Raw genomic sequence first — 23,622 nt, 5'->3', positions numbered from 1 at the left:
GAATCAATCTTAAAAATGAAGCCGTAAGACTTCTTAACCTCAGGACCTGAGGGGATCGCCTAATCAATTAGAAACCGGTAGGTTTCTGTACTTAGGAATCTCGGTACTTCAGTGCCGAGTAGTTCAAGAAACAGAGGCTAAATAATATAAAGGTGTCAGACATGTAAGGAAATGGTGAAAATGGGTCAGATTATGCAATTCTTCCTACTGGTGCTTTCAACAACGAAGAGGACTGACGGTTATCAATAGCGGAAAAGGTTTCTGTGTTAATTAGAAAATAGAATTCAAAACCAAAGCCGATTCATCCCACGACTGAAGTCACGGGTGTTCTCGGCTTTTTTGGAAGCAGGAGACGGTGGTTCTTTGCTTCCAAAAAAAAATAAAGGATTCAGACCCTCACGGTGGACACTTGTCCATATGAAGGGTCTGAATCCTTTTTTAAAACCCGCCAATGATTGAAGGTTCACTTTAATGGCCTACTATAATACTAGCATTCATATACTGTAAAAAGCCCTGAAGAAAGTGGTGTGTTCATGATTGTTTTTAGCCGCATAGGCGGCAGAAAGGAAGGCTCAAATGAAAAGAGAAGAAGTGTTAACAGCCCTTAAAGCTGGAGAATTCGATGGAATAAGTCATACGTATCAACCATACAGCAGTTATGGAAAAACTAGTCATCAGACAGAAATGAGTGTATCTTGGGGGAGTGTTGAGGTAACGAAAATTACTACAGGTAAATTCTTTGACGGCAAGGAAAATGAACGATTTGAAGACAGCACAACGGAAGTGTTAAGTGATTCGGAAGCGGTAAATTTTATTGAATCGCATCCGTATTACTTTTCACAAAGAAGACCGGATTTGTTTTAGAACGAGACTCGAAATCTTTTAATAATACGTAAAGGGGTCAGCCCCTCTTTGTGGGCACTTGTCCATAAGAGAGCAAGATCCCTTATGTCTTGTTAATTAAATACATAGGTGTTTCTTGTTTTTCAAGAATTATTTTCGTAAAGAAAGTTCTTGACAAAGCGACTTAGGAAGGTTTACTGTATCATTAAACGGTGTTCAAATAAGTGAATGATGTTTAGTGAAAGGTAACAGGTGAAACTTATGGCAAATAAGTTAAGGAGGAAAACAAATGAAAGGAATCTTTCTTTTTTTAATTTTTATTCATGGTCTTATTCATTTAATGGGATTTTTAAAGGCTTTTAGAATGGCAGAGTTAAATCAGTTAACAATTCAAATATCAAAACCTATTGGATTGTTATGGTTGATTACAGCAATTTTATTTCTACTAGCCCTTTTTTCGATCCTGCTAAATCAAGATTGGTGGTGGATGCCTGGTCTATTAGCTATTATTATTTCTCAATTTTTAATCTTTCTTACGTGGCAAGATGCTAAGTTTGGTACTATTGCCAATGTTATTATTTTAGCTGGTGTCCTTATTGGCTATGGTGGATGGTCCTTCAATTTACAGACTAACAATGACTTTCAAATGCTTCAATCTAAAGTAAATAGAGTTGATAATAAACAAGTAATTACGGAAGAGATGGTAGAAGTCGTCCCACTTCCAGTTCAAAAGTGGCTTAAAAATGTCGGTGTAGTTGGGAAAGAAAAAATAAATACTGTAAGCTTAAAGCAAAAAGGTCTTATGAAGTTGAAACCTTCACAGGAGAAGTGGACTACTGCTGAAGCTGAGCAATATATAACTGTTGAGGAACCAGGATTCATTTGGAATGTGAATATGCGTGTCAATCCATTTATGCACGTGGTTGGAAGAGACTTATATATAGATGGTAAGAGTGACATGACAATTAAACTGGCATCTCTCATATCAGTGGCAAATGTTTCAGATAATTGGAAAGCAAATGAATCTACCTTACAAAGATATTTACTTGAAATGCCATGGTACCCTTCTGCTGCTCTAAGTTCGTATATTACTTGGAAAAGTATTGACCAGTATTCAGCAAAAGCAACAATGACCCATCAAGGTGTAACAGGATCTGCAACCTTTTATTTTAAGGAGAATGGAGACTTAGAAAAGATTACTGCACTTAGATTTAAAGATACTGATGAAAATGCTGAGCGATTGGAATGTATAGGAGAAATTATTGAGCAAACAGTAGTTGATGGAATTACAATTCCAATAAAGTTAAATGTCTCCTGGATGTTGGAAGAAGGAAAGTACACCTGGTATAAAATTGATGTATTTGATGTGAAGTTTAATTAGATATTGGTGGTTGCCTAATAGTTGCCTTATTAAAAAAAAGAAGGATGAAGCAGTAAGTAGAGAAAGGGGTAATTTATCAGTAAAGCCCTAAAATGATAGGACATTAATAAATATAAAAATAGTAGTTTAGAAATAAGGTACCTGGTACTTCCAATGGACAAATGTCTTTTGGGAGTAGTAGGTATCTTTTTTATTTAGTCAAATCAATAAGTGTTTAGTAGCGTTGCGTTACTTCTATCTGATGTCATCAGCACAAATAAATATATTAAAGATAATTTGAAGATATAACAGGAATTAGTAGAATTTTGTAGAAACTGTAAGACATAAAGGATGTATAAAATGGAAAATCAGGCTCATGTAGAACGGAAGTCTTATTTTGATGGAGGGTTGTTGCAATATATAGGATGGAGCATTCTTGGATTTTTAGTTACAGTTTTCACATTGGGGATTTGCTATCCTTGGTCAATAACAATGAAGTATGCCTGGAAAGTTAACCATACTGTCATTGATGGAAGGCGTTTGCAGTTTACTGGATCTGCAGTGGGTTTATTCGGGAATTGGATTAAATGGTGGGCATTATTTGTAATCACATTAGGCATTTATTCATTTTGGTTATTTATAAAATTGGAAAAATGGAAAGTTAAGCATACGAGTTTTGTTGATTAATTCTAAATAAGGTTGCATTGATTAGTAAGTTGTTTCTATTAGAGACTGGATATAAGTGAAAAATAAATGATTTCATTAAAACTTATATTAAATGTCTTAAGGAACATTGTAAAAATTATTTACAGTGATAAATATAGTATATAAGGATGAGAATATTGCGCGAGGAAAAATATGTAAAATTATTTTTAAAAGCAGTATCTAATAAAATAAATGCTGAAACAGATTATACAGCAAATTATAATGGTAGTAGAGACTATTTTGTAGGATATCAATTTTTAAAGATGAATTGGCGGTTTGTCTTTGTTTATAAAAAATATCACCATGCAGAACTATTTATTGAATCTTATCAAACGGAATTTGCAGATAAAATACAATCTGTTTTTGATTTGTATAAAGCCAATATTGAATTACTTGTCGGTCATAAATTGCACATAGTTCCAGGATTAAAAAATCGATCTTTAATTCGATTAATGATCAAACTAGATTATCAAGATTCTGAACTCTCACTAGATGAAAGAGTTGAAGAATATGTAGGCATATTCAAAAAGTTTAAAAGTTCACTTGAATTACTTTTTAAGTTTTCTGACTAATGAAAATAATGAAAGAAAAAATGATGTATTTAAAAGACATATATAAAGGATGCAGACCCTACATCTAAGTAAGTTGCAATCAGAGGTTAAGATATAAGTGTGAATCATTTATAAAATGTTTTCGCTCAGAATTTGCTTCCTATTACGTGTTGTATTTCGCAACTTAATATTGAACCAATTCGCAATTAAAAGTGAACTAGTAAAGAAGAGTGTTTTTCACAAACCTTCATGTGATATTTAAAGTGTTTCTTGGCTTGACACGGAGCCTCTACAGGCATGAATGTTTTGCGAAAGCGTGAGGAATAATAACATTTCGCAATTTTTGATAGGGTATCATGCCCACCTCTCCGTATAAAGCCTTCTTGTTTACTGCTATTATAAAATTCACAAACTTTTGGTGGTTCAATATTAAGTTGTCATATGGTTCACTTTTCAATTAACATATACACGTGTTTACCTTGCTACGCAGTAGACACATATTGTGCAACAATTATTCTTCCTCAACAAGCTGAAAAAAATAGTGAGATGAAGAATTTTCCACAAACGGTCCATATTGCGAAAGATAAAAATGTGACGAAGTAGCTCCATATTATAAAATGCATAATTTTCACAGAAATTCATAACCTATACTTCTTAACCGAAGTAATAATGTTTTTGTAAATATCTCTTTCAGAAAGTCCCTTTGTTGTAATTTGTACTGGGATTCTAGTAATTGAATGAATACCATCAAAATTTTTAATTTGTTCCCATGTCATTGAATCTATACTACACTCAATATTACCTTTAGATAGTAGCTTCCTATTCCAAAAAAATACGTCACATTCTTTATTAGGATATTTGTGATATGAACTAAAGGATGGATCAGTTAAATTACTACTACCTATTATCCCACCAACAAATTCACCATCTAGTAACTTTACTGCTACTTTAGCATGCCAATTACTATCATGGTAAAATTGAACATTTATTGGTTTTGTATGTATGTTAGTATTATTTTCTATGTAATCTTTAAAGTGATAGAAATTACACAAATGACATTTTGAATCTTTAATATAATTTAGACCTTGAACAAAAGTATGACCGTTCTTTGATAAACAAGTATCCTCATGTTGCCAAAAACGTCCGCCTATAATACTTAATTTTCCTCCTGGAGGTAAGCCATCATTTATAGCAATTGCAAAATCATCGATATAATTTCTACCATTTGGTTGTGGGTCACTAGAGTCAAAAAAAATAGATTCTTGAATATATCCTGTTGAAATAATTAACTCGTCACCAGGAAAATGTTCTGCTAATTCAAATAAGTGGTCTCTAAAAGGATTTTCATTTTGATACTGTCTAAATAATATACATATCCCCAATCAATACACCTCATTTTTTGTTTTTTTTTAATTCTATGATTAGGTATTGTTATTTAAAACTCTTCCTTCGAATTCAAAGGTTGCCGACTCTCTTAGTACATAAGGGAGTGAGGTAAGGAGATAAGACACTCACTAGCTATTTTGCTATTGGCTTTGTAACTAGACGAGCGAGCTGTTTGTACCTGGGGCACAGGTAGCTTCGCTATTCAGGTCCAAAGTGTTGAATAAGTGAATTATTTAATACCCTTGCTAAGTGTTTTATATTATTTAACAATTTGGAACAAGTGTTGAAGAACCTTAACTAATAACAAACAAAGTCATTTGTTGCGTAGTACAAATAAACTACGCTATAGTAAATGTTGTTCCAAAATCGAGTGTCGATTGTTAAACTAGAAAGTAATCAATCTTCTTCCAAGGTATAGAGAATGAAGGGACCTGGCACTTCCAATGGACAACAAAATATCTTTTTGGAATACTATGTATCTTTTTGTGAATAATTCATTAAAATTTAGCGTTTTATGTTAAAATATAGTAAAAGAGGAGGTGACAATATGAGGTAGGAGATGGTAAGTACAAAAATCGATACGGAGTTAAATAAACGTATAATTAAAGTCCATGATCACCAAGAGAATTTTACATATATTTATTACGATGACGAGATAGAAGATATTAGCATCCTAGAGTTAAAGATATTCATCAAAGAAAGAATTGATCCTATTAACATAGGTGTGTATGATGTACCTACTTTATAAAGTGCACAAAAATGTAACCGCTCTAATAATTGTGTCTGTCCTCGAATAAAGGGGTCAGACCCCTTAGTAGAAACGCATTAATTCTTGCGAAGGTAGGGGTACGACTTACGAACCTCCTGTAATGGGAGAGGAGGAACAGCCCCAAGTCTAGCAAAATGTAATGATTATTTTCCACGATCATCGCACCGATCGGGTAGGAATGCGAGATTTTCGCAGTGCGAGCTCTTAACAAGTAGAGTTGTAAAGGGTAACGAGGAACTTATAGTCTAAGTAAATAGTGGTTGATGGAGCGCGAAATGACGGGAAACTGTCATATTTCGTGTGGAGCAGAGGAGAAGCTGGAGATAACTTCAAATGCTTACCTACTGCTAACTTACTTATCTACAGTATTCTCTACAAAAGATTGACAGAATGCACCTTTTATCTATGTGTACGTTGAATACTATACAAATGCTAATTTAATAACGTACAAAAACGCTCGTATTTATAAATACTATAACTTATTACTGTGGATAATGTCTCCACAAAGTTAACATTAAGCTATCTATTGCTGTATAATCAATATTTTGATGCGCTATTTAAATTAGAAAAGGAGGAAACTTATGAAAAAGTATATTTGTAATGAGTGTGGAGGAGAATTCTCCAAAGATCAACTCGATTCAGAATTACTGGTAGATGGTGAGTCTTTCTGCAAAGGATGTGCTAGCAGCTTAATGGAAGCTGGAAGAGACTCTGTAGATCCTAATCATAATTTTGATTCGTATGAAGACTGGGACAAAAATGGACGTTAACTAAAATAACAGAAGTATTAAGAATAATAAAGGGGTCAGACCCTCGTCGTGGACACTTGTCCATATGAAGGGTCAGACCCCTTATTAAACTTAGTGATGTAGAAAAGTATCACGAACAGCACCTGGCACTGTTCGTATTAATATAGAATATCAACTAAGATCTATTAAAAAACGCTCAGCCAAACCCGTTAATTGTCTTACAATCTCATCAAACTCAGTATTCAAATCCAACGTCTTTACACCTATAAGATTTCCACTCATCAAAAAAACATTATCTGGTACTATTTCTTCATCTGTTTTAGCATACAACAAAACACCACTTACATTACCAGAATTCATTGAATCCTTGTTTTTCACATATGTAAAAATTTGATATAAGTTGTTGGAATGGAGACTTTTGCTATCATAATTTGATTGCATTGTATGTCGATAATATTTGGTGTCAATTATCATCGTTTTCTCTTTATACTTGAGAGTAATATCTGATTTCATTATCGGAAGTAGTTCAACCATCTTATCATCTACATTCCAATTAATATAAGAAGGTGCAGCATGGAATTCTGGGTAGTGTCTTCGATAAAATTCCAGTACAAACTTTTCAAAAAGGCGATGCATCTTCTGGTCGTCCAAATATCTTGCTAAATTATGTGAGCCTTCTTTTTCGGTTAGAAGCAACCCCTTAATAACTAAATAGCAAATATTTATTAACATTTTATATGTTGCATTGTGCCGATGGTACTTAATGCAAGACCACTGAATTCTATGATGGTCTACTTCTTCAACATTTGAAAAATAGAGTAATAATTTTTTTAATGCTTTTTTATGTTGTATGGACACCTCAGAGGACCTAATTAATAGAAGAGCAGTCGTTTTAAGTATCTGATTCAAATAGGAGTTTTCCGTATATTCATCATAAGTACAGACCAATTGCTTTTTTAGCAAGGTCTGATGTTTAACTGAAAGTGATACATTGATTTTCCCTTTAGGAGATCTGAGAGACTCTGTTTGTTCAACATAGTCTCTGCCTAGCCCCAATTTGATTTGATTACGAATCCCTCTAGCCAGAATAGCGGCAAAAAAGTCAGATGTATATTCAAACTCTTCAGTTTCTAAATTTGCATAGGAATCTTTATTTAAGACCTGAAAGGCATAAGCTAACATGTGGTAAATGTTCTTAATTTCAATCATGTAGAGCTCCACGCAGTTTTTTGGACCAATGTTCAACTTTAGATGGTTCATCAAACCAGTATTCATCTAATAAAGGTAATAGCTCATATTCGACAACAGAAGATAACCATTTATCCGTAATTTGATCATCAGTACATAAATAGCTATGTCCAATACGAAATCCTTTCCCTAAAGACTCATCATTACTGATAGAACTATTTAGCAGTTGTATTTCATTAACTAGTGCATTGAATTTTGGGTTGTTCACCTCTGCACCTATTGCTTGAAAACCAATAGAGTCAAAAGCAGGCTCTAAAGAGTAGAAGGCAAATCTCCTTCTAAGTGCATAGTCAATCATTGCTAGACTACGGTCGGCTGTATTCATCATACCGATAATATATACATTTTTTGGTACTGAGAATAATTCATCAGAGTAGAGTAGACGAATTTTTTGCCCTCGCTTATCTTTTTCAATAAGCATAAGCAATTCACCAAATATTTTACTTAGATTACCTCTATTAATCTCATCGATAATAAAGAAATATTTACGATCATCATCTTCTAGTGCTCTTTTACAAAAGTCATAAAAAGGTCCTGTTGAGAGTTCGAATCCATTACTAGTTGGTCGATAGCCCATGATAAAGTCTTCATAACTATAACTTTGATGAAATTGAACCATCATGACCCGACTAACGTCTTTTTCACCTATCATAGAATAAGCGAGTCTTTTTGCTGAAAAAGTTTTACCAACACCCGGTGCCCCTTGTAATATGATGTTTCTCTTATGTCCTAGTAGATCTACTAAAGTATTATATTGATTCTCGTCCATAAAAACTTCATTAAGAAAGTCATTGTCTGTATATCGGTCGTAATCAACTACTTTTTCTTCCATCTCATCCATATCATCTGAAAAAAGATTCTCTAATTTTCGAACATAATCCGTGTACGAAGAAATTTCAGTTAACGTTTTATTTGCAGCTTGCCCAGGGTGTTGCCATTCACCTTTGTTTTTCCAATTAACTTTATGAATGTGTTTAAACTCTCTACGACTTGGATCATACATATATTCAGATTCAACTATTCCACGCCCGATTACTTTTGAATTACCCTGTTTAGCATAAACGATATCTCCGGGCAACAATTCATTGGCAAATTGCCATGTTGCATGAGCTTTATTTTTATATGTGTATCCAGTTCCATATAATTGCTGGAATTTATTCTTCATAGCATCTTTTGAGGGATATTGTTTCAGATCATCCAATTCATCCCAACCAATTCCCATAATTCCTTCAGAGTGAAATTCGTCCCATTTGGAAGCATTATGACCGGGTGCATATATCCAGTATTTTGTGTCTTTTTTGTTTACAACATCTGATGTAGGTGCAGCACCTTCTTCACGACGTTTTTTAAATTTATCTGACCACTTCTTGAATATCTCACTAGCAATTCCTTCATCCATAGGAGCATTGCGTCCAGACTCAGTAAGGGCCCATTTACCTCGAACAGATTTGTCTATGTACCCTTCATAAACTAAATAATTTCTAGCAAAAGCAACTTCATTATCAAATTTCTTTCCTTCATTTTTTCCTCGTGTTTCATTCACTATTTCATCTGGTAGACCTAAATTAGAAATGATTTGATTACGAACCTCGTCTGGTGTACCAGTTCCTCCTAGATTCTCTAATGCCTCAAGAAGTGGGGCAAACCATTTTAGGAAACTAGCATTAGGTCCTCCTTTTTTTTGTGAAGCCTTCCATGCAGTGAGCGATAATTCTGGAAAACTGCTATGAGAGCAATTTTCATCATTAAACTTTTCTTGAAAATACTTGATTAGACTTAAATACATATTTGCATCAGGAAGTTGCTTTAAATTAGATATTTTTGTTATTTCATTAGAATAAGGGCTATTTTTTTGTGTTATGTAAGTTCTATTTGTTTCATCTAAGTTTAAGTAAGCAAACGGACGTATCCAGTATAGTCCCATAGTAAGATTCCACTTGACGCCTAGCTGCTTAATTACCCTATTATAGTTTCCGATGAATCTAGCTTTTAGCTCCTCTGATGGATTATCAGCATAGTGCACTGCTGATTCAAAAATGTTCCATATATTTGTGATGTCATCTGCTTTTCGTTTCTCTTTATATGCGAAAAACCATGCCTTCATATTATTCAAAACAGGGATACCATCATATTCAGTTGGAACAGATGACATCACACCAATTTTTTCACCGATTTTTTGTGCAATTGCAATTCGATTTTTGTTTGTAATACCTTTATTAAAACATCCAAAAACAGTAAAAGGGCAGATGTCTTCAATAGTTTTGCCCTGTTCAGTAAAAGGGAAGTTGATGTCTAACGTTGCGTAGGCTTCTTCTAATAAGTTTAAAAGCTCCTGACGTCGCTCTCTGTATTGTAGAAGCTTATCTGCAAACTCGATGTAAAATGATGTCCAAGAAAATGAATTGCTTGTTTGTTTAACTTTAACCATTTATGCACCTCAATTCTATTATATTAATAGGTTGCGCTCGTTATTAAATCATTCCAATTATACTTGATTATGGAACTAATGAAAGTGGGTGTCAAGTGTCCACAGGTATTGACATTATATAGCGATGTAGTGGAGTTTTGTCTTATTTGACACCAGTACAAATATAAATCGTCTGACTTGTCTGATATCTGTTTTTCTATCTTTACTGACTTCTTAGTCAATGTCTTTTTGAGTTGAGATATCTTTTTGTGAATAATTCATTGATCTTTAGCGTTTTATGTTAAAATATAGTAAAAGAGGAGGTGACAATATGAGGTATGAGATGGTAAGTACAGAAATTGATGCGGAGTTAAATAAACGTATAATTAAAGTCCATGATCATCAAGAGAATTTTACATATATCTATTACGATGACGAGATAGAAGATATTAGCATCCCAGGGTTAAAGATATTTATTAAAGAAAGAATTGATCCTATTAATATAGGTGTGTACGATGTTCCTACATTATAAAGTGAACAAAAATGTAATCGCTTCAATATTTGTTTTTGTCCTCAGCTAGTTGAAAAATACAGCATGGCCATGACGGTTCGTTGCATCTGCTTTTGTATGAGGTAATGCGATTCTTTCATTAGAAGTTTTGATTGTTCTTGAAAGTGATGATTGATTTATAATCTGTTTCTGAAGTAGGAACGTTTGGTGTAACGCACAGGATGTGGTTGTAAAAGATCCAGCTGCAATCATATTGACTTGGTGATTGCGTGGGAAAAGCGTAAATGTTCTTCACAAGATTGATAGGAATGGGCACTTTACGCTTTATCCCAGTTTTATAGCTAACAGCGGAACGTCTTCCTTGATAAGATGAAGCACCATCTAAACAAGCCTGCTTAATTATTTGAAGGGCAGTTTGCTTAACATATTTCTTACAGCCAACTTCTATAACTACTGTATCATACTCAAAATGCTTAACAGGTAACAACGCGATTGTTCGATTCGTAACATAATAATCTATAACTACTTCTGACAAGGAAGCTCATTCCTATCTTAAATTTTAATTGCTGCTAAATAAGTACTACTTTATTGGATGTGAAATTCCCTCACTGTTATACTCCTTACTCCTCAAAGTTATGTTTATCCAATTCTTCATCTATCTCATAGAACTGGTTCAAATAACTTTGAGTCAGTTTTTTAATCCGGATTTTTCTATAAAAGTTTCACAGGTGGAGAGTGACACCAATTGTCAGAATATATGTTTAATGATAATGAATTGTGTGTTTTCATAAACTCTTTTTTATTTTTAAATAGAGGGATATTTAATAAGTGTGTGTTTTCATTAAGCATATATAACTTATAATTGACCGATTATTTGTTCAAGGAGGGATTATTATTAATTTAAAGAAGAAAGACATGTTCTATATTGATGTATCTGATCTGCATCTTTATGTTGATTTTGATACTGTGACAGATACGGAATGATGTGGTTTTTTTTATCATTAAAAGGGGGTACTTTCAATTTGATAGTACATTTTTAAAATTAAATTATTTTAAAGGGAGAGATATAAATGTTTAATAACAGATTTTATGATGAAGAGAATGTTGATTTTTGGCACGAAGAAGGAGAATTTATTTATCAAAATGATGAAGGTTATGCAGAGTATTATAACGACTTAAACTTTGCGGAGAATTATATCATTCGTGAGGATTATTATGTAGACGCAGAATCGGAATATAAAGAATTACATGCAGATTGGTATCCAATATTTGAAGAAGAAATAAACGAATTAAGTAATGAGACTTATGGAGAGAACAATCAAGTTACAGATGAGTTTGAAGAAGATGATGAAATTTATGTATTCGATGACGAGGAAGATGATTTTTTCGCGGTAAATGATGATTGGGAAGAGAATGATCAGAATACAGATTATAACTTATCTAGTGGATATACTATGGATCAAATCGATTATTTAGAGCGACTCAAGAACCAAATGGAGATAGGAGAGCTTGGTGAAAATTACATCTACGAATCCGAAAGAAGTAAATTAAAAGGAACTATCTTTTATAACAAAATTGATAAATTAAAAGCAAAGAATCCAACTAATGGTTATGACATCCTTTCTTTCACAAAAGAAGGTACACCTATTCACATTGAAGTGAAAACAACGTCTCAAAAGAAATTTGATATTGAGTTTGAGATTACACCTCATGAAGTAGCTGTAGCTGAGTATATGGATAGCGTAGGGAAGATCTATCTGGTTTATTTGGTGAAAGACATCTATTCAGACCATCCAAAAGTAGAAATCATAAATGACATAACAGATTGTAGTAAATATAAATTTAATCCAACAGGATATATGGTTACAAGAATAATAGGATGATATTTGCAGGCGGTGCTATTGGGATGTAATTGCAATTGTGGGAGAAGTATGATAGAGCTTCGTAACCAATATTACGATGAACTTGACCTGCTTTTACAAAAAAGGATGGAGCTCATGAGATCGTAAGTACAGAAATCAATACGGAGTTAGATAAGCGTATAATTAAAGTCCATGATCACCAAGAGAATTTTACATATATCTATTACGAGGACGAGATAGAAGATATTAGCATCCTAGGTTTAAAGATATTTATCAAAGAAAGAATTGATCCTATTAACATAGGTGTGTATGATGTTCCTACTTTATAAAGTGAACAAAAATGTAATCGCTTCATTATATGTAACTATCCTCAGTTAGTTGAGAAACACAGCATGGCCATCACAGTTCGTTGCATCTGCTTTTGTATGAGGTAATGCGACTCTTTCATTAGAAGTTTTTGGTTGTTCTTGAAAGTGATGATTGATTTATAATCTGTTTCTGTAGTAGGAACGTTAGGTGTAACGAACAGGATGTGGTTGTAAAAGATCCAGCTACAATCATATTGACTTGGTGATTGTGTGGGAAAAGCGTAAATGTTCTTCACAAGATTGATAGGAATGGGCACTTTACGCTTGATCCCGGTTTGATAGCTAACAGCGGAACGTCTTCCTTCATAGGATGAAGCACCATCTAAACAAGCCTGCTTGATTATTTGAAGGGCAGTTTGCTTAACAAATTTCTTACAGCCAACTTCTATAACTACTGTATCATAATCAAAATGCTTAACAGGTAACAACGCCATTGTTCGATTCGTAACATAATAATCTGTAACTACTTCTGACAATTGAGTTCAATCCTATCTTAAATTTTTAATTGCTGCTAAATAAGTAGTACTTTATTGAGTATGAAATTCCCTCACTGTTATACTCCTTACTCCTCAAAATTATGTTTATCCAATTCTTCACCTATCTCATTGAACACTTGAGATGCATCAAGGTTTAATACCCTAGCTAATTTGAAAAAAGTATAAAGTGTTGGTTGCTTTTCTCCGCGTTCTATTCTTCCCAGATGGTCTGGACTAATATCTGCATCTTCGGCTAATTTTTCTTGTGAAAGTTCTGCTGTTTCTCTTTTTGACTTGATATATTGTCCTACTAAAGGTTTAAATATTTTCCTTTTATCCATTATAATCATCCTTTTTGAATAATTATCTAGTTGGAAAAAGGAATAGAACACGACCTAAAGGTCTTATTGGAGAATTAGTAAGAAATTAAATGGATATGTGCGATATTTATTAGGATATTTCATTGGAAAATGAAGGTTATATGTAATGCTGTGACGAAATATGTAGGATAGATGAAGGATATAAATAGGAGCTGATAAAATGGCGATAAAAAATAAGGGTTATATACCAAAAGAAGAAGCTGAGTTTATTACTAATGTTACAAAAGCAGTTTTAAAAAAGGATGTATCATTAACACATTTCCTACTAAATGCTAAAGGGGTAATGAGATATGAAACAGCCTCGATAGATAAGTCTAATATTGAATTTGAGTATGATGAAGGTGGACTTGTAAAAATTGTTTGTATTTTCTCTAAATATTTAATTGAGGATTTTCACTTTAAAGCAAGTAATGATGAACTATCAGAAGCCTGGATTAGGCGTGCGGTTAAATCTGTTATTGAGCATGGGAAGGAAATTGCTGAAGTTTATTATGATGAAGTGGACAGTTGATGTTAATAAAAATGTGTTTGTTTGATTACTTTGCATTATCTTTTATAAAAAAATAACAAAGTATAAATTTTTACATATTAAACGTATTTCGGAGTAAGACCACAAGCACTTTGTTATACGACACTGTTATTCTTTCAAATTTTGTTTTTTATTATGGAACAATTCCATTGATATTTGAGCATGACGTTAAAAGTATAATCCTTACACTTTTTCCTTTAGGTCACCGTAGATTTACTTTTAACTTGTTTATTTCTAAACTACCATATTATTACTAATCGCTCTACTAACCATTAAATTATCTAATTTAGTTAGGAGTGTAATTGAATTTGATGTCATCTAACCCTATTTTAAAAACCACAACGGATTTTTCCCAGTTGTGGTTTTGATTTATCAAAATTGGTAGTTTTTTTATGTATAAATAATAAAATAATTTCATATATCTTTATAGTTACTAGTAATGAAGAAAGAGGGATTATTTGTATGGATATGAAAGTCATTCTTAACCTTTTAGAAAAAAATGGGCTGATTTCATCAGAGGATAAATTTAAAAATCTGACCCTAAGAAGATGGCAACACGAAAAAGATTTTGATTCACACCAGGTCAAAAATCCTTTTGATAACCCTCCTATATGGATTGATGTGGAGAACCTAGAAAATTTTCCAGATTGGAATTATCAAAATAATAAGGCAGAAACAGAAGGAATGGAAGCACTAGCATGGTATCGTTCTTTCCATTTTACTCCACAGAATAATTGGGGAATCTATATAACGGAAAGTGGAATATATAGTCTCGCAAGTAAAGTTTTTTATCATAATAAATTACAAAACAAACACGGAAGAATATTTAACATTATTGATTATGTAAAGTTAGCATATCACTTACTATTACTTCATGAAACATACCATTTCTTTACGGATTTAGCTGCTACTACGTTAGAATTATCAAATCAAGAAAAAAAAATACCAAACTACTATCTCAACTATTTTTATCATGTTTATCAACGATCTGCAAATGGACCACTAGAAGAGGCTCTTGCCAATGCATTTGCTTATACTCGGTTCTTTGATACGATCACAATGAACTCAATGGATTCAATATCTAGAAAAAAAGTGAATCAAAGTATGAGGGGATTTATGAAAAATCAACCGGCAGGCTACAGGAATTTCGAGCAATTTATTACTCGAAATTCGTTTGAACAAGCTAATAGTGATTTAGTAGCAACTATTTTACGCACATCACCTTCTAGAGGTATTCCTCCTTATGAAAATATATTAAATCCTACCATGAGAGGAATTAGAAAATACAACATTCCAGTGTATATCGTGAAAGACGCACCTAAAAGTTCATATGGCATAAAGTTTGTGCAATCAATACCTAATTCCAGCATTTTTGAAACATCTAGATTTCAGAAGGAGTATAAAAAAATACAAAAGAAGCGCTCTGACATGATTAAGGCTTACAAAAAATCAAAAGGTCAGTTAAATACTGATGTTAGTCTAAACTCACTAAACTTTGAAAAACTAACAGGGTGTGACAAAACGTTTACATTTCGAATTAACGATGACTACAGAGTTTCTCTAATTCAAAAAGGGGGCAACTGGCATTTTTTAAGGATTGGTTCTCATGATGATATCTATAGAAATCCTCCATGTAATAAATAAGCTTTAAAAGAAGAAAACATTTTTATTACTAAAATGGACAAGTAACCAAATCAGAGGAGTATACGGATCTTTATTAGTTATTGTATACTGAATTCCCTTGCGATGGTATTGAGTGTGGGAGTAATTGGGGGGTAATATAAATTTTAATCAACCGTTATAGTATTTTAGAAGGGAAGGATTGTATGGAGTTTTTACGTTTGGAAGATGAATCAGAATATGTATTTAATAATTGTATTTTACTAATTGGAAGAGACAAAAATTCGGAATATCTTTGTCTGATGGATAAAGATAAAATGTCATTACCATCACTCACATATTATACCATGTATATTAAGTATAATATTGAAAAAAGAATTAAAATTAATCCACTTAATATAGTTATAAGTGATAAGAATAAGAAGTATAAGGTAAAAGCCTTTGGACAAGAGAATGAATTTTCTTCGTTCTTTGCTCTTCTAGATCAAGATAACATTGTCCAGTTTACAGCAGTAAATTTAGATGCTGATGGATATGATTCATGTTATAAATATATTGAAGAAATTACCTTTAACAATTTCGAAAAATTTACTAACTAAATAATAAATCGTTTGCATTTTTAAAATTAGGGTGAAACAATTGATCAAGTATCAAGCCGCGGGTGAAGCAAGAAGAAATTAAGTAATTTAGAATAAAGGTACCTGGTACTTGAAAGGGATAATAAATGTCTTTTTACATTACCAGGTACCATTTGTTAAAAATAGACATGCCAATAGGAAAAATTCAACCAGTAGAATTCATTTAAGTACTATGTATACTTTGATTAGATTTATAGAATTCAGTCACTTAAATTAATTTATTTATAAAGTCACTTAAGGAACTATTTAGTTGATTACTGTTAGTTATCCATACATTTTGTTTTTGTTCAACACTTTTTTCTGGTCGTGTAATCTCACCAGTATAGGTAGCTAATAATGCAGATGGTTTATTATTTAATATATCCTCGAAGTCTTTAAGATATCCTAAAGTATCTCTAAGGCCGTTACCAAGAAGGTAAGATTGCTCTCTCCCATATTTTATCTCCATCAAAGCTGTTCTACTAAGGTGCTGATTTAAATCTTCAATTACAATTATAATATCAGGAATATTTGATTTCACATTGGGTACACTGTATTTTTGTAGTATTTGTTTATAGTTGCTACTATTAGAATATTCCTCAGGAACGTTTTGATAATAAATTTTCACATTAGTATTGATGTCAGTTAGAAAGTACTCAAATACAGTTTTGTAATCCGCACGTAACAAGGATATTTGTCTTTTTCCATGATATTTCTTTTTTAGTGATTCAAGTACCTGAATTACTTCAAAGTAGACCACAAATTCAAATATTTTATCAGTCTTTATTGGTACTAATAGTTGTTGACTCAAGACTTCGAATAAAGTCTTTTTGTCATTTAAGACAAATAAATTGTAAAGATATTCTGTAAGTAATCCAATTGTACGATAATGGGGGTTCCGGCTTTTTTTTGACTTTGTTATTAATGTATAACCTAACCGATCTGGGAGAGTAACTTCTGCAAAAATAGGATGATGCAGAAATTTCTTTATTGATTGTTTAATCTTCTCTAACATCATGGTCCAACCGGCTATTTTCCCTGGTGCTATTTTTTCTACTTTATCAATATTGTTATGAATAAAATGTAATAAATATTTTGTTAATTGATTCTCAGGTATATCATAAATTCTGTTGGAAGGTTTACATATAAATAATGCGGGGTCATAGCCTACTGCCATTCTTCTTTTATATGTTGCATTCCAGTCGATTGCTCCTCTAATATACCCTCTAGTTTCTATTTGTTGAATATTTGTATTCCGTGAAAAGTTCTTCATCAATTGAGGTAGTACTTCATGCAATTCACTTTGATAACATTTAATAAAAAAATGTGTTAGTGATAAACCTCTAAAATTTTCAATATCAAGATCGTTTTCAAAGGCGCAAGTTGTTGTTAATCCATCCAACAATTCACTATGTCTATATAAATTTAATGATAAATATGAATATTTAATACGGTCTATAAGTAATGATCTATCTTCAAGTTCTAATTGTACTTTATGGTCATTGTTATTCAATATATCAACCACCGTTATTCTCCTTATATATTAGTCTCATTATCCAGAACGTTGAAACCGGTGTAGGCATAAATGTTTTTTGCTAAGTAGTCTTTAACCTTAGAATTACTTTCTACAATAGTTTCTATTATCTCATAAAGTTTACTAACATCTTGAAAATCTAATCCTTGAAATTGTGGTAAGATATAAATCACTATTGACTCGGAGTAATGTTGGATATAGTCAGTATCTATCGTTGCTCTTTCAGCTAAATAATTAATAATGTTTTTAAACATAGCAGGACCTATCTCTCTTAACTTATTTTCTTCAATACTAGATGCAATCATCATTAAATTAGCTTTTAGATCATCATTTATTAATTTTGAATTTGACCATTCTTTAATCAGTGTAACATAGTTTTCAGGTATTCCTATTCGAATAAAAGCAAATCTTCTCATGAAGGCATAGGACATATCAAATAGTGTAGTTTTATCATATTCATTCATAGTTGCAATTAAACGCCAATCATCATTTTTATAGTACGTATCATTTCCTGATACACCATTTTTAGACAAAATCTTGATTCTATTGGTTGTTTTTTTGTTTCTATACGGTAATACTACATCTCCATCAGATAGTACTGTGAAAAGAGGACCAATTGCTTTATCAATTTGTGCTCGGTTAATTTCATCAACAATTAACCATTTCCTTTCACTAATACTCTTTAAAAATAATCCTTCTTCAAACGCTAAGCTATTATTTTCACCCTCCATTATATTAGGCATATAACCACCTATTGTATCAAAAGTAGTCCAATCTGCAGTTGCAGTTGTTAACGTGTGTTCTTTATTAGCAGCTTTACAAAGTGCTTCAGCTAGTGTAGTTTTTCCAGTTCCAGGAGGGCCACTTAGAATAATGTGATTACCTCTATTTACGGCGGAACAAAGCTGCTTTAATATCAAATCTGAAATTGCGAAGTCTGAAGTTAGACTATCACGGATTTGTTCCGGAGTTATCTTACTTAGTACGATATCTGGCTGATCACCAAGTTCATTTAATACATTCTCTTCCTCATTATTAATCACAGGCATAATTTTTCTCCTTAGAATCTCGTGTTAGTATGTTAATTTATTTAATTTCCCATTGTTTCTCTTGAAAAAAAGTCCTTTAATGATCTGCTAACTCTTCCATCTTTTAAAAAATCATCTAAATTAACAGCATTTTCGATTGAGTAATTTTTTTGCAATTTAAACACAAGGGTATTAGTATTATTTACGTTGTTTATATCTATTACAGTATATTTAGAATCACACAATAAACTTTCTTTATTAAAAAGGTAAATATGATCTCCGACTTTTGGGTGCTCACTACCTTCAAAATGTTGTTTATCTAGAGTCAAGGTATCTTGGGTAAACTCACTTTCATTATATAGCTCTATCCATGTTCGTGGGGGCTTAGTATGATTGTTTTCATATCCTAAAGAATATACAATTTTATCAAGGTGTTCCATTACTTTTTCCTTAGAAATTGATTGAGACAACTGGTAAGGATCCAATTGATTATTATAATCAGCCAATATAATTACCTCCTAATTTAAATGACAGTAAAAGCTTTCTAAAAAATTATCGTGTAATAGTGTATCCCTTAATTTAGTCATGTTGTTGTTTTCGGAAATTTTCCAGTTCCTACCTGTTGTCAAATTAACTAAACCAGCTTTATACAGGTTCTGTGGTAAATATTGATGTCCTTTTTCATATTGAGTAATATCATTATTCGTGAAGGTAATTAAGTTGTTCCTATATCGCAATAAATATTTCTCAAACAGTTCTTCTTTTTCCTGATCATCATCTTCAAGAATAAAAGTACATAATAGGTAGAATTCGTATTTATCTAACGCCCCATATTTATCTAATGCCTTAAGGATAGCTCTAGCTGGATGAAGTGGATTAGGGCTGTTTTCTCTTCCACCTTGTGGATAGTAGAAGTTTATCATTGATTCTGCATAGAAACCTTGAAACATTCCTTGGATATTTCCATTAATATTATCTTTGGTACTTCCTTCTGGTAATTTACTAATTTCATCCTCAATTGCTATGAGTGAATATAAAAGGTTACCTAAATCGGTCGTTAAATCTTCTTCCCTTGGTATAGGACTATTACGTAATAGACTATCTTGCGGGAGTAATTGTAATGACTTGAATACAGTAAGGATTGTACCTAATTGGCTAGTACTTGTCTGGATTTCTGAAGCTAAATCTTGTTTAAGTTCCGCCCAATTTCTGCCACTTACGAAAGCAGGATCTTTTAATAAACTTATCATTTTATAAAATTGCTTTTGTAAAGGGCCGCCGAGATTTCTACCTTTATTTTCCCAACCTTTGAGTTCCAATATATTTTCCTCCGATACAAAAAATCAATATTTATTCCAATTGTATATACCACCACCATATTACATAATATTTACCACTCAAGCAATAGGTTTAATTTTATTTTTTAAACAAAATATAAAACACATATATGATATAATAATTGTTACGTATTTCGACAAATTAAGTGTAATTAACTAGTAAAGCACTCACTATAGTGATATAATAGCTATTATAAGAACGTATGTTTTAGGGAGAGTAGGCGATATTATGAATGAACCGAAACCGAATAATAATGTTGATTTAATAGGATCAAATAACCCATATCAATTACTTGCAAAATATCTGGAGGATCTTCAAAATCAGTTTTTAGTTGAAGATATGCCAGATTACAAAGATTTGGTAAACTTCTCTACTAATAGAAGTGAACCATTTCATAATTGGTTTTATTATAAAGAAGGATATTCTTCAAAGTTGGTAAATAAACTACTTGAAGAGTTTCAGTATAAGGAGGAGCAAAATTTATTAGATCCCTTCTCTGGGAGCGGCACTACTCTGTTTACTGGGAAAAAATTAAACTTAAATACTTTTGGATTTGACGTTAGTCCAATATCTACCTTTATTGCTGAGTCAAAAATGCAGAATTATGAAGAGAGTGATATCAAATTACTAGATGACATAATTTTAAACCTAAAGATCAACAAGTTAGAAGAAACCGCAGAGAAGCCAGGTCTATCAATAATAGATAAGATATTTAACGAAAAACAATTGATGGATCTGCTTAAACTAAAAAAGTATATCGAAAAGTTTGCTGATAAAAAAGCTTACTATCCTTTAAAAGTAGCATATTTATCTATAATTGAATTGGTATCTAATATGAGAAAAGATGGTAATGGGATAAAATATGTTAAAAGTCCTAAACCAGGTGATGTAGAAGAAGAATTTTTAAAATCAATCAGAAATATATTAAGTGACTTGAGGCAAAATAAAGAGTTGTTTTCTTTTAAGAACACTACAAATAAAATATATCATGATACATTTATAAATAGTTCTTCACCAGATTATATAAGTGGAGAGAAAATTGACCATATTATTACATCCCCTCCATATGCCAACTGTTTTGATTATTGCGCTGTTTACAAAATGGAACTGTGGATGGGGGATTTTGTTAAGGAGTATAAAGATTTTAGAACCTTAAGAAATATGGCAATAAGGTCACATGTCAATGGATCTGTTAACCCCAAAATGGAACATGAATATGAGTTAATTAATTGGATCACTAATGAGATTGATAGATTTGATTTATGGGATAATAAAATACCTCGAATGATCAGAGGATATTTTGATGATATGACTTTAGTATTAAAAAACTTTTATAACCTGCTTAATGATAACGGTAATGTTGCAATCGTAGTTGGTAATTCTGCTTACAAGGGATTTATCGTTCCAACAGATTTAATGCTTGCAAATATTGCAAATCAATTAGGTTTTAAGGTTGATAAAATAGGGGTTTGCCGTAAGGTGAATAGCTCTTCACCAGAAATGAAAAAACAACCTGAGTTATTAAAATATATGAGAGAAAGTATAATATTTTTAAGGAAGTAGGAGGTTAGACCACATGAAAGTATTAAACAATGGAAAAGATAAAGAACAAACAAATAGTAATGTGGAAGAAGTAATAGAGTGTTTTAATTTACCAGAGAATGAGTTTATTAAAGACTATGATACTTTTAGTATCATGGAAAAAAAAGTTACTGATTACACACATATAATGCATAAATACCCATCTAAATATATACCCCAGGTCCCTAGATGGGCAATTGAGCAATTCTCTAATGAAGGGGACATTGTACTTGATCCGTTTTTAGGTTCTGGTACAACTGCAATCGAAAGTATGGTTTATAATAGAAATGGCATAGGATTGGATGTAAATCCTATAGCAAGACTTATTTCAAAGGTTAAAACAACGCCTATAAATCCTAAACTTTTAAGTGAACAGTATTCCCGATTGCTAATAGCTATTAATAATGATCCAAACCTTAAGGAAGAGGTAATACCGGAAACGCCTAACATTTCTAAGTGGTTTACTGAAGAATCAATTTATAATCTTTCTAGGTTTAAGTTCTATATTAACCAAATCGAAAATGATGATATTAGAGACTTTTTTTTAGGAACATTTTCTGCAATAATAAGAAAATGTTCTAATGCTGAATATAGGTCACAAAAAACATATATATCTTCCCGATTCAGACGTCCCCCTGCTAACGTTTTTGATATGTTTGATAGACGATTCAATCAATATCTTCAGGGTATGACCCATTTTTATAATGAAATGTTAGAAAAAGATTCCTTTGCAAGAGTAGTAGAGGGAAGTGCCGATAATTTTGATTTAACCGATACTTTATCTGAATTATGGGGAAGAGAAAAGATTGACTTAGCCATCACCTCCCCTCCATACGTAACTGCCGTCGAATATCCTGCTGTATTTAAGCTTGAATATCAGTGGTTAGGTTATTTTGCTGATAAGGAAATTAATGAACATAGGAAAAACTATATTGGTACTGATAGATATTATGCAGATCAATATAAGCAGAAACAAAAATTTGGACATAAAGAGTTAGATAAGCAGTTAGAAGAGATATTCAAGATTAATAATAAAAAATCCTATATAATCTATAAATTTTTTGAAGGTATGAGAAACAATATTAAAAGCGTAGCTAATCATTTAAAGAAAAATGGTAAATATGTAATAGTAGTTGGAAATAATACTGTCTTAAATTTTGAGATCCCAATCAATGAATACCTCATAGATATAGCTGAAGAGTTCGGATTTAAGTTAGAGAAGAAATTTAGTTATGTTATAAAAGATAGACACCTAGTATTTCCGAGAAATGGAAGAGGTGGAATTATTAATAAAGACTGGATGATAGTTTTAAATAAGGAAGATTAATTTGTAATAAGATACGATACTACCACGCTTATGTTTTAATCTGTAGGGCTCTATACTTTAGGATCCTGGTACTTGATATAGACTATGGCTATAGGAAGTACCAGGTATATTTAGATGGTAATATGATTTACCATTTGCAAAATATTTTAAAAACGTCCCTAGTGACTATGTGTGAGATTATTCTAAAACTTTTCCTATTAACTGATAATTGAAACATGCGTTCTGTTATTGGGGTATTTTCTTGCAGATTAATGTTGGATCAAAGCAAAATGAATACATTTTATAATGTATTTTTCAGCTAAATATATTTTGCAATTCAGAATATAAAAGTTTCTTATCAGCCAGATCATAAAAAGAATCCGGTTATTTGTATATGAAAACTAATCATAAAATTAGACTAATCCTTAAATATACTAGCAAAAGAGGTATCTAC

General features: G+C 32.0%; 23 protein-coding genes. 13 read left to right on the top strand and 10 right to left on the bottom strand.

From position 1 onward, the window contains the following. Nucleotides 1-576: 576 nt before the first annotated feature. The 4 genes from D2K40_RS13460 (at nucleotide 577) to D2K40_RS13445 (ending at nucleotide 3,480) form a co-directional block, all read left to right on the top strand. Nucleotides 577-864, top strand: coding sequence for a hypothetical protein (locus D2K40_RS13460; protein ID WP_117156825.1), 288 nt, complete (start codon nucleotides 577-579; stop codon nucleotides 862-864). A 268-nt stretch (nucleotides 865-1,132) separates the two neighbouring features. After that, nucleotides 1,133-2,224 (top strand): DUF6920 family protein, encoded by a 1,092-nt coding sequence (locus D2K40_RS13455; protein ID WP_117156823.1) that lies wholly within the window; start codon nucleotides 1,133-1,135, stop codon nucleotides 2,222-2,224. Nucleotides 2,225-2,563: 339 nt separating this feature from the next. After that, on the top strand, nucleotides 2,564-2,890 hold the full coding sequence (locus tag D2K40_RS13450) for a YjgN family protein (RefSeq protein ID WP_162879221.1): 327 nt from the start codon (nucleotides 2,564-2,566) through the stop codon (nucleotides 2,888-2,890). A 155-nt stretch (nucleotides 2,891-3,045) separates the two neighbouring features. Beyond that, the gene (locus D2K40_RS13445; protein WP_117156819.1) at nucleotides 3,046-3,480 is read left to right on the top strand and encodes a hypothetical protein; all 435 of its coding nucleotides are present in this window, start codon (nucleotides 3,046-3,048) and stop codon (nucleotides 3,478-3,480) included. Nucleotides 3,481-4,097: 617 nt separating this feature from the next. Here D2K40_RS13445 and D2K40_RS13440 read toward each other — a convergent pair. Beyond that, on the bottom strand, nucleotides 4,098-4,841 hold the full coding sequence (locus D2K40_RS13440; RefSeq protein WP_117156816.1) for a phospholipase D-like domain-containing protein: 744 nt from the start codon (nucleotides 4,839-4,841) through the stop codon (nucleotides 4,098-4,100). A gap of 563 nt (nucleotides 4,842-5,404) precedes the next feature. On the opposite strand from D2K40_RS13440, the gene D2K40_RS13435 reads away from it, so the two are divergent. Next, nucleotides 5,405-5,593 (top strand): hypothetical protein, encoded by a 189-nt coding sequence (locus D2K40_RS13435; RefSeq protein WP_117156814.1) that lies wholly within the window; start codon nucleotides 5,405-5,407, stop codon nucleotides 5,591-5,593. 602 nt (nucleotides 5,594-6,195) lie between these two features. After that, nucleotides 6,196-6,384: a hypothetical protein gene (locus D2K40_RS13430; RefSeq protein WP_117156812.1), complete on the top strand. Its 189-nt coding sequence runs from the start codon at nucleotides 6,196-6,198 to the stop codon at nucleotides 6,382-6,384. Nucleotides 6,385-6,534: 150 nt separating this feature from the next. Here D2K40_RS13430 and mcrC read toward each other — a convergent pair whose 3' ends face one another. Continuing rightward, nucleotides 6,535-7,572 (bottom strand): 5-methylcytosine-specific restriction endonuclease system specificity protein McrC, encoded by a 1,038-nt coding sequence (gene mcrC, locus D2K40_RS13425; protein WP_117156810.1) that lies wholly within the window; start codon nucleotides 7,570-7,572, stop codon nucleotides 6,535-6,537. Then, complete coding sequence (locus D2K40_RS13420; RefSeq protein ID WP_117156808.1) at nucleotides 7,565-10,039, bottom strand: AAA family ATPase; 2,475 nt, start codon at nucleotides 10,037-10,039, stop codon at nucleotides 7,565-7,567. The genes mcrC and D2K40_RS13420 overlap by 8 nt, the downstream gene beginning before the upstream one ends. Before the next feature lie 310 nt (nucleotides 10,040-10,349). Between D2K40_RS13420 and D2K40_RS13415 the strand changes: the two genes are divergently transcribed. After that, nucleotides 10,350-10,550 (top strand): hypothetical protein, encoded by a 201-nt coding sequence (locus tag D2K40_RS13415; protein ID WP_117156806.1) that lies wholly within the window; start codon nucleotides 10,350-10,352, stop codon nucleotides 10,548-10,550. Between the two features lie 118 nt (nucleotides 10,551-10,668). Here the strand turns inward: D2K40_RS13415 and D2K40_RS13410 are convergent, their stop codons facing one another. Continuing rightward, nucleotides 10,669-11,064, bottom strand: a complete 396-nt coding sequence (locus D2K40_RS13410; protein WP_117156804.1) for a competence protein ComK — start codon at nucleotides 11,062-11,064, stop codon at nucleotides 10,669-10,671. 535 nt (nucleotides 11,065-11,599) lie between these two features. On the opposite strand from D2K40_RS13410, the gene D2K40_RS13405 reads away from it, so the two are divergent. After that, the gene (locus D2K40_RS13405) at nucleotides 11,600-12,412 is read left to right on the top strand and encodes a protein NO VEIN domain-containing protein (protein WP_117156802.1); all 813 of its coding nucleotides are present in this window, start codon (nucleotides 11,600-11,602) and stop codon (nucleotides 12,410-12,412) included. 349 nt (nucleotides 12,413-12,761) lie between these two features. Here D2K40_RS13405 and D2K40_RS13400 read toward each other — a convergent pair whose 3' ends face one another. Together D2K40_RS13400 and D2K40_RS13395 are read right to left on the bottom strand one after the other, a co-directional pair. Beyond that, nucleotides 12,762-13,235 (bottom strand): competence protein ComK, encoded by a 474-nt coding sequence (locus D2K40_RS13400; RefSeq protein WP_229666781.1) that lies wholly within the window; start codon nucleotides 13,233-13,235, stop codon nucleotides 12,762-12,764. An 86-nt stretch (nucleotides 13,236-13,321) separates the two neighbouring features. Next, a complete protein-coding gene (locus D2K40_RS13395; protein WP_117156800.1) occupies nucleotides 13,322-13,576 on the bottom strand; it encodes a helix-turn-helix domain-containing protein in 255 nt (84 codons plus the stop codon). Nucleotides 13,577-13,775: 199 nt separating this feature from the next. Between D2K40_RS13395 and D2K40_RS13390 the strand changes: the two genes are divergently transcribed. The 3 genes from D2K40_RS13390 (at nucleotide 13,776) to D2K40_RS13380 (ending at nucleotide 16,363) form a co-directional block, all read left to right on the top strand. After that, nucleotides 13,776-14,126: a hypothetical protein gene (locus D2K40_RS13390; RefSeq protein ID WP_117156798.1), complete on the top strand. Its 351-nt coding sequence runs from the start codon at nucleotides 13,776-13,778 to the stop codon at nucleotides 14,124-14,126. A 480-nt stretch (nucleotides 14,127-14,606) separates the two neighbouring features. Continuing rightward, nucleotides 14,607-15,788 (top strand): hypothetical protein, encoded by a 1,182-nt coding sequence (locus tag D2K40_RS13385; RefSeq protein WP_117156796.1) that lies wholly within the window; start codon nucleotides 14,607-14,609, stop codon nucleotides 15,786-15,788. A gap of 182 nt (nucleotides 15,789-15,970) precedes the next feature. Beyond that, nucleotides 15,971-16,363, top strand: a complete 393-nt coding sequence (locus D2K40_RS13380) for a hypothetical protein (protein WP_117156794.1) — start codon at nucleotides 15,971-15,973, stop codon at nucleotides 16,361-16,363. Between the two features lie 247 nt (nucleotides 16,364-16,610). On the opposite strand, the gene D2K40_RS13375 is transcribed toward D2K40_RS13380, so the two are convergent. From D2K40_RS13375 to D2K40_RS13360, 4 genes are read right to left on the bottom strand one after another with little or no spacing between them, the layout of a single operon-like run. Further along, complete coding sequence (locus tag D2K40_RS13375; RefSeq protein ID WP_117156792.1) at nucleotides 16,611-17,906, bottom strand: hypothetical protein; 1,296 nt, start codon at nucleotides 17,904-17,906, stop codon at nucleotides 16,611-16,613. A gap of 11 nt (nucleotides 17,907-17,917) precedes the next feature. Beyond that, the gene (locus tag D2K40_RS13370; protein ID WP_117156789.1) at nucleotides 17,918-18,964 is read right to left on the bottom strand and encodes an AAA family ATPase; all 1,047 of its coding nucleotides are present in this window, start codon (nucleotides 18,962-18,964) and stop codon (nucleotides 17,918-17,920) included. Nucleotides 18,965-19,005: 41 nt separating this feature from the next. Continuing rightward, a complete protein-coding gene (locus D2K40_RS13365; protein ID WP_117156787.1) occupies nucleotides 19,006-19,449 on the bottom strand; it encodes a hypothetical protein in 444 nt (147 codons plus the stop codon). A 12-nt stretch (nucleotides 19,450-19,461) separates the two neighbouring features. Continuing rightward, a complete protein-coding gene (locus tag D2K40_RS13360; RefSeq protein ID WP_117156785.1) occupies nucleotides 19,462-20,262 on the bottom strand; it encodes a hypothetical protein in 801 nt (266 codons plus the stop codon). Between the two features lie 247 nt (nucleotides 20,263-20,509). Here D2K40_RS13360 and D2K40_RS13355 point away from each other — a divergent pair, with 247 nt between their 5' ends. Together D2K40_RS13355 and D2K40_RS13350 are read left to right on the top strand one after the other, a co-directional pair. Then, a complete protein-coding gene (locus D2K40_RS13355) occupies nucleotides 20,510-21,844 on the top strand; it encodes a DNA methyltransferase (protein WP_117156783.1) in 1,335 nt (444 codons plus the stop codon). 13 nt (nucleotides 21,845-21,857) lie between these two features. After that, on the top strand, nucleotides 21,858-23,189 hold the full coding sequence (locus D2K40_RS13350; protein ID WP_117156781.1) for a DNA methyltransferase: 1,332 nt from the start codon (nucleotides 21,858-21,860) through the stop codon (nucleotides 23,187-23,189). Nucleotides 23,190-23,622 lie beyond the last annotated feature (433 nt).

This window comes from Paraliobacillus quinghaiensis, assembly GCF_003426025.1.
Classification (GTDB): Bacteria; Bacillota; Bacilli; order Bacillales; family Amphibacillaceae; genus Paraliobacillus_A; species Paraliobacillus_A quinghaiensis.
Note: the sequence above shows the minus strand (reverse complement) of the source record. Positions and strands in the feature narration are given on the sequence as shown.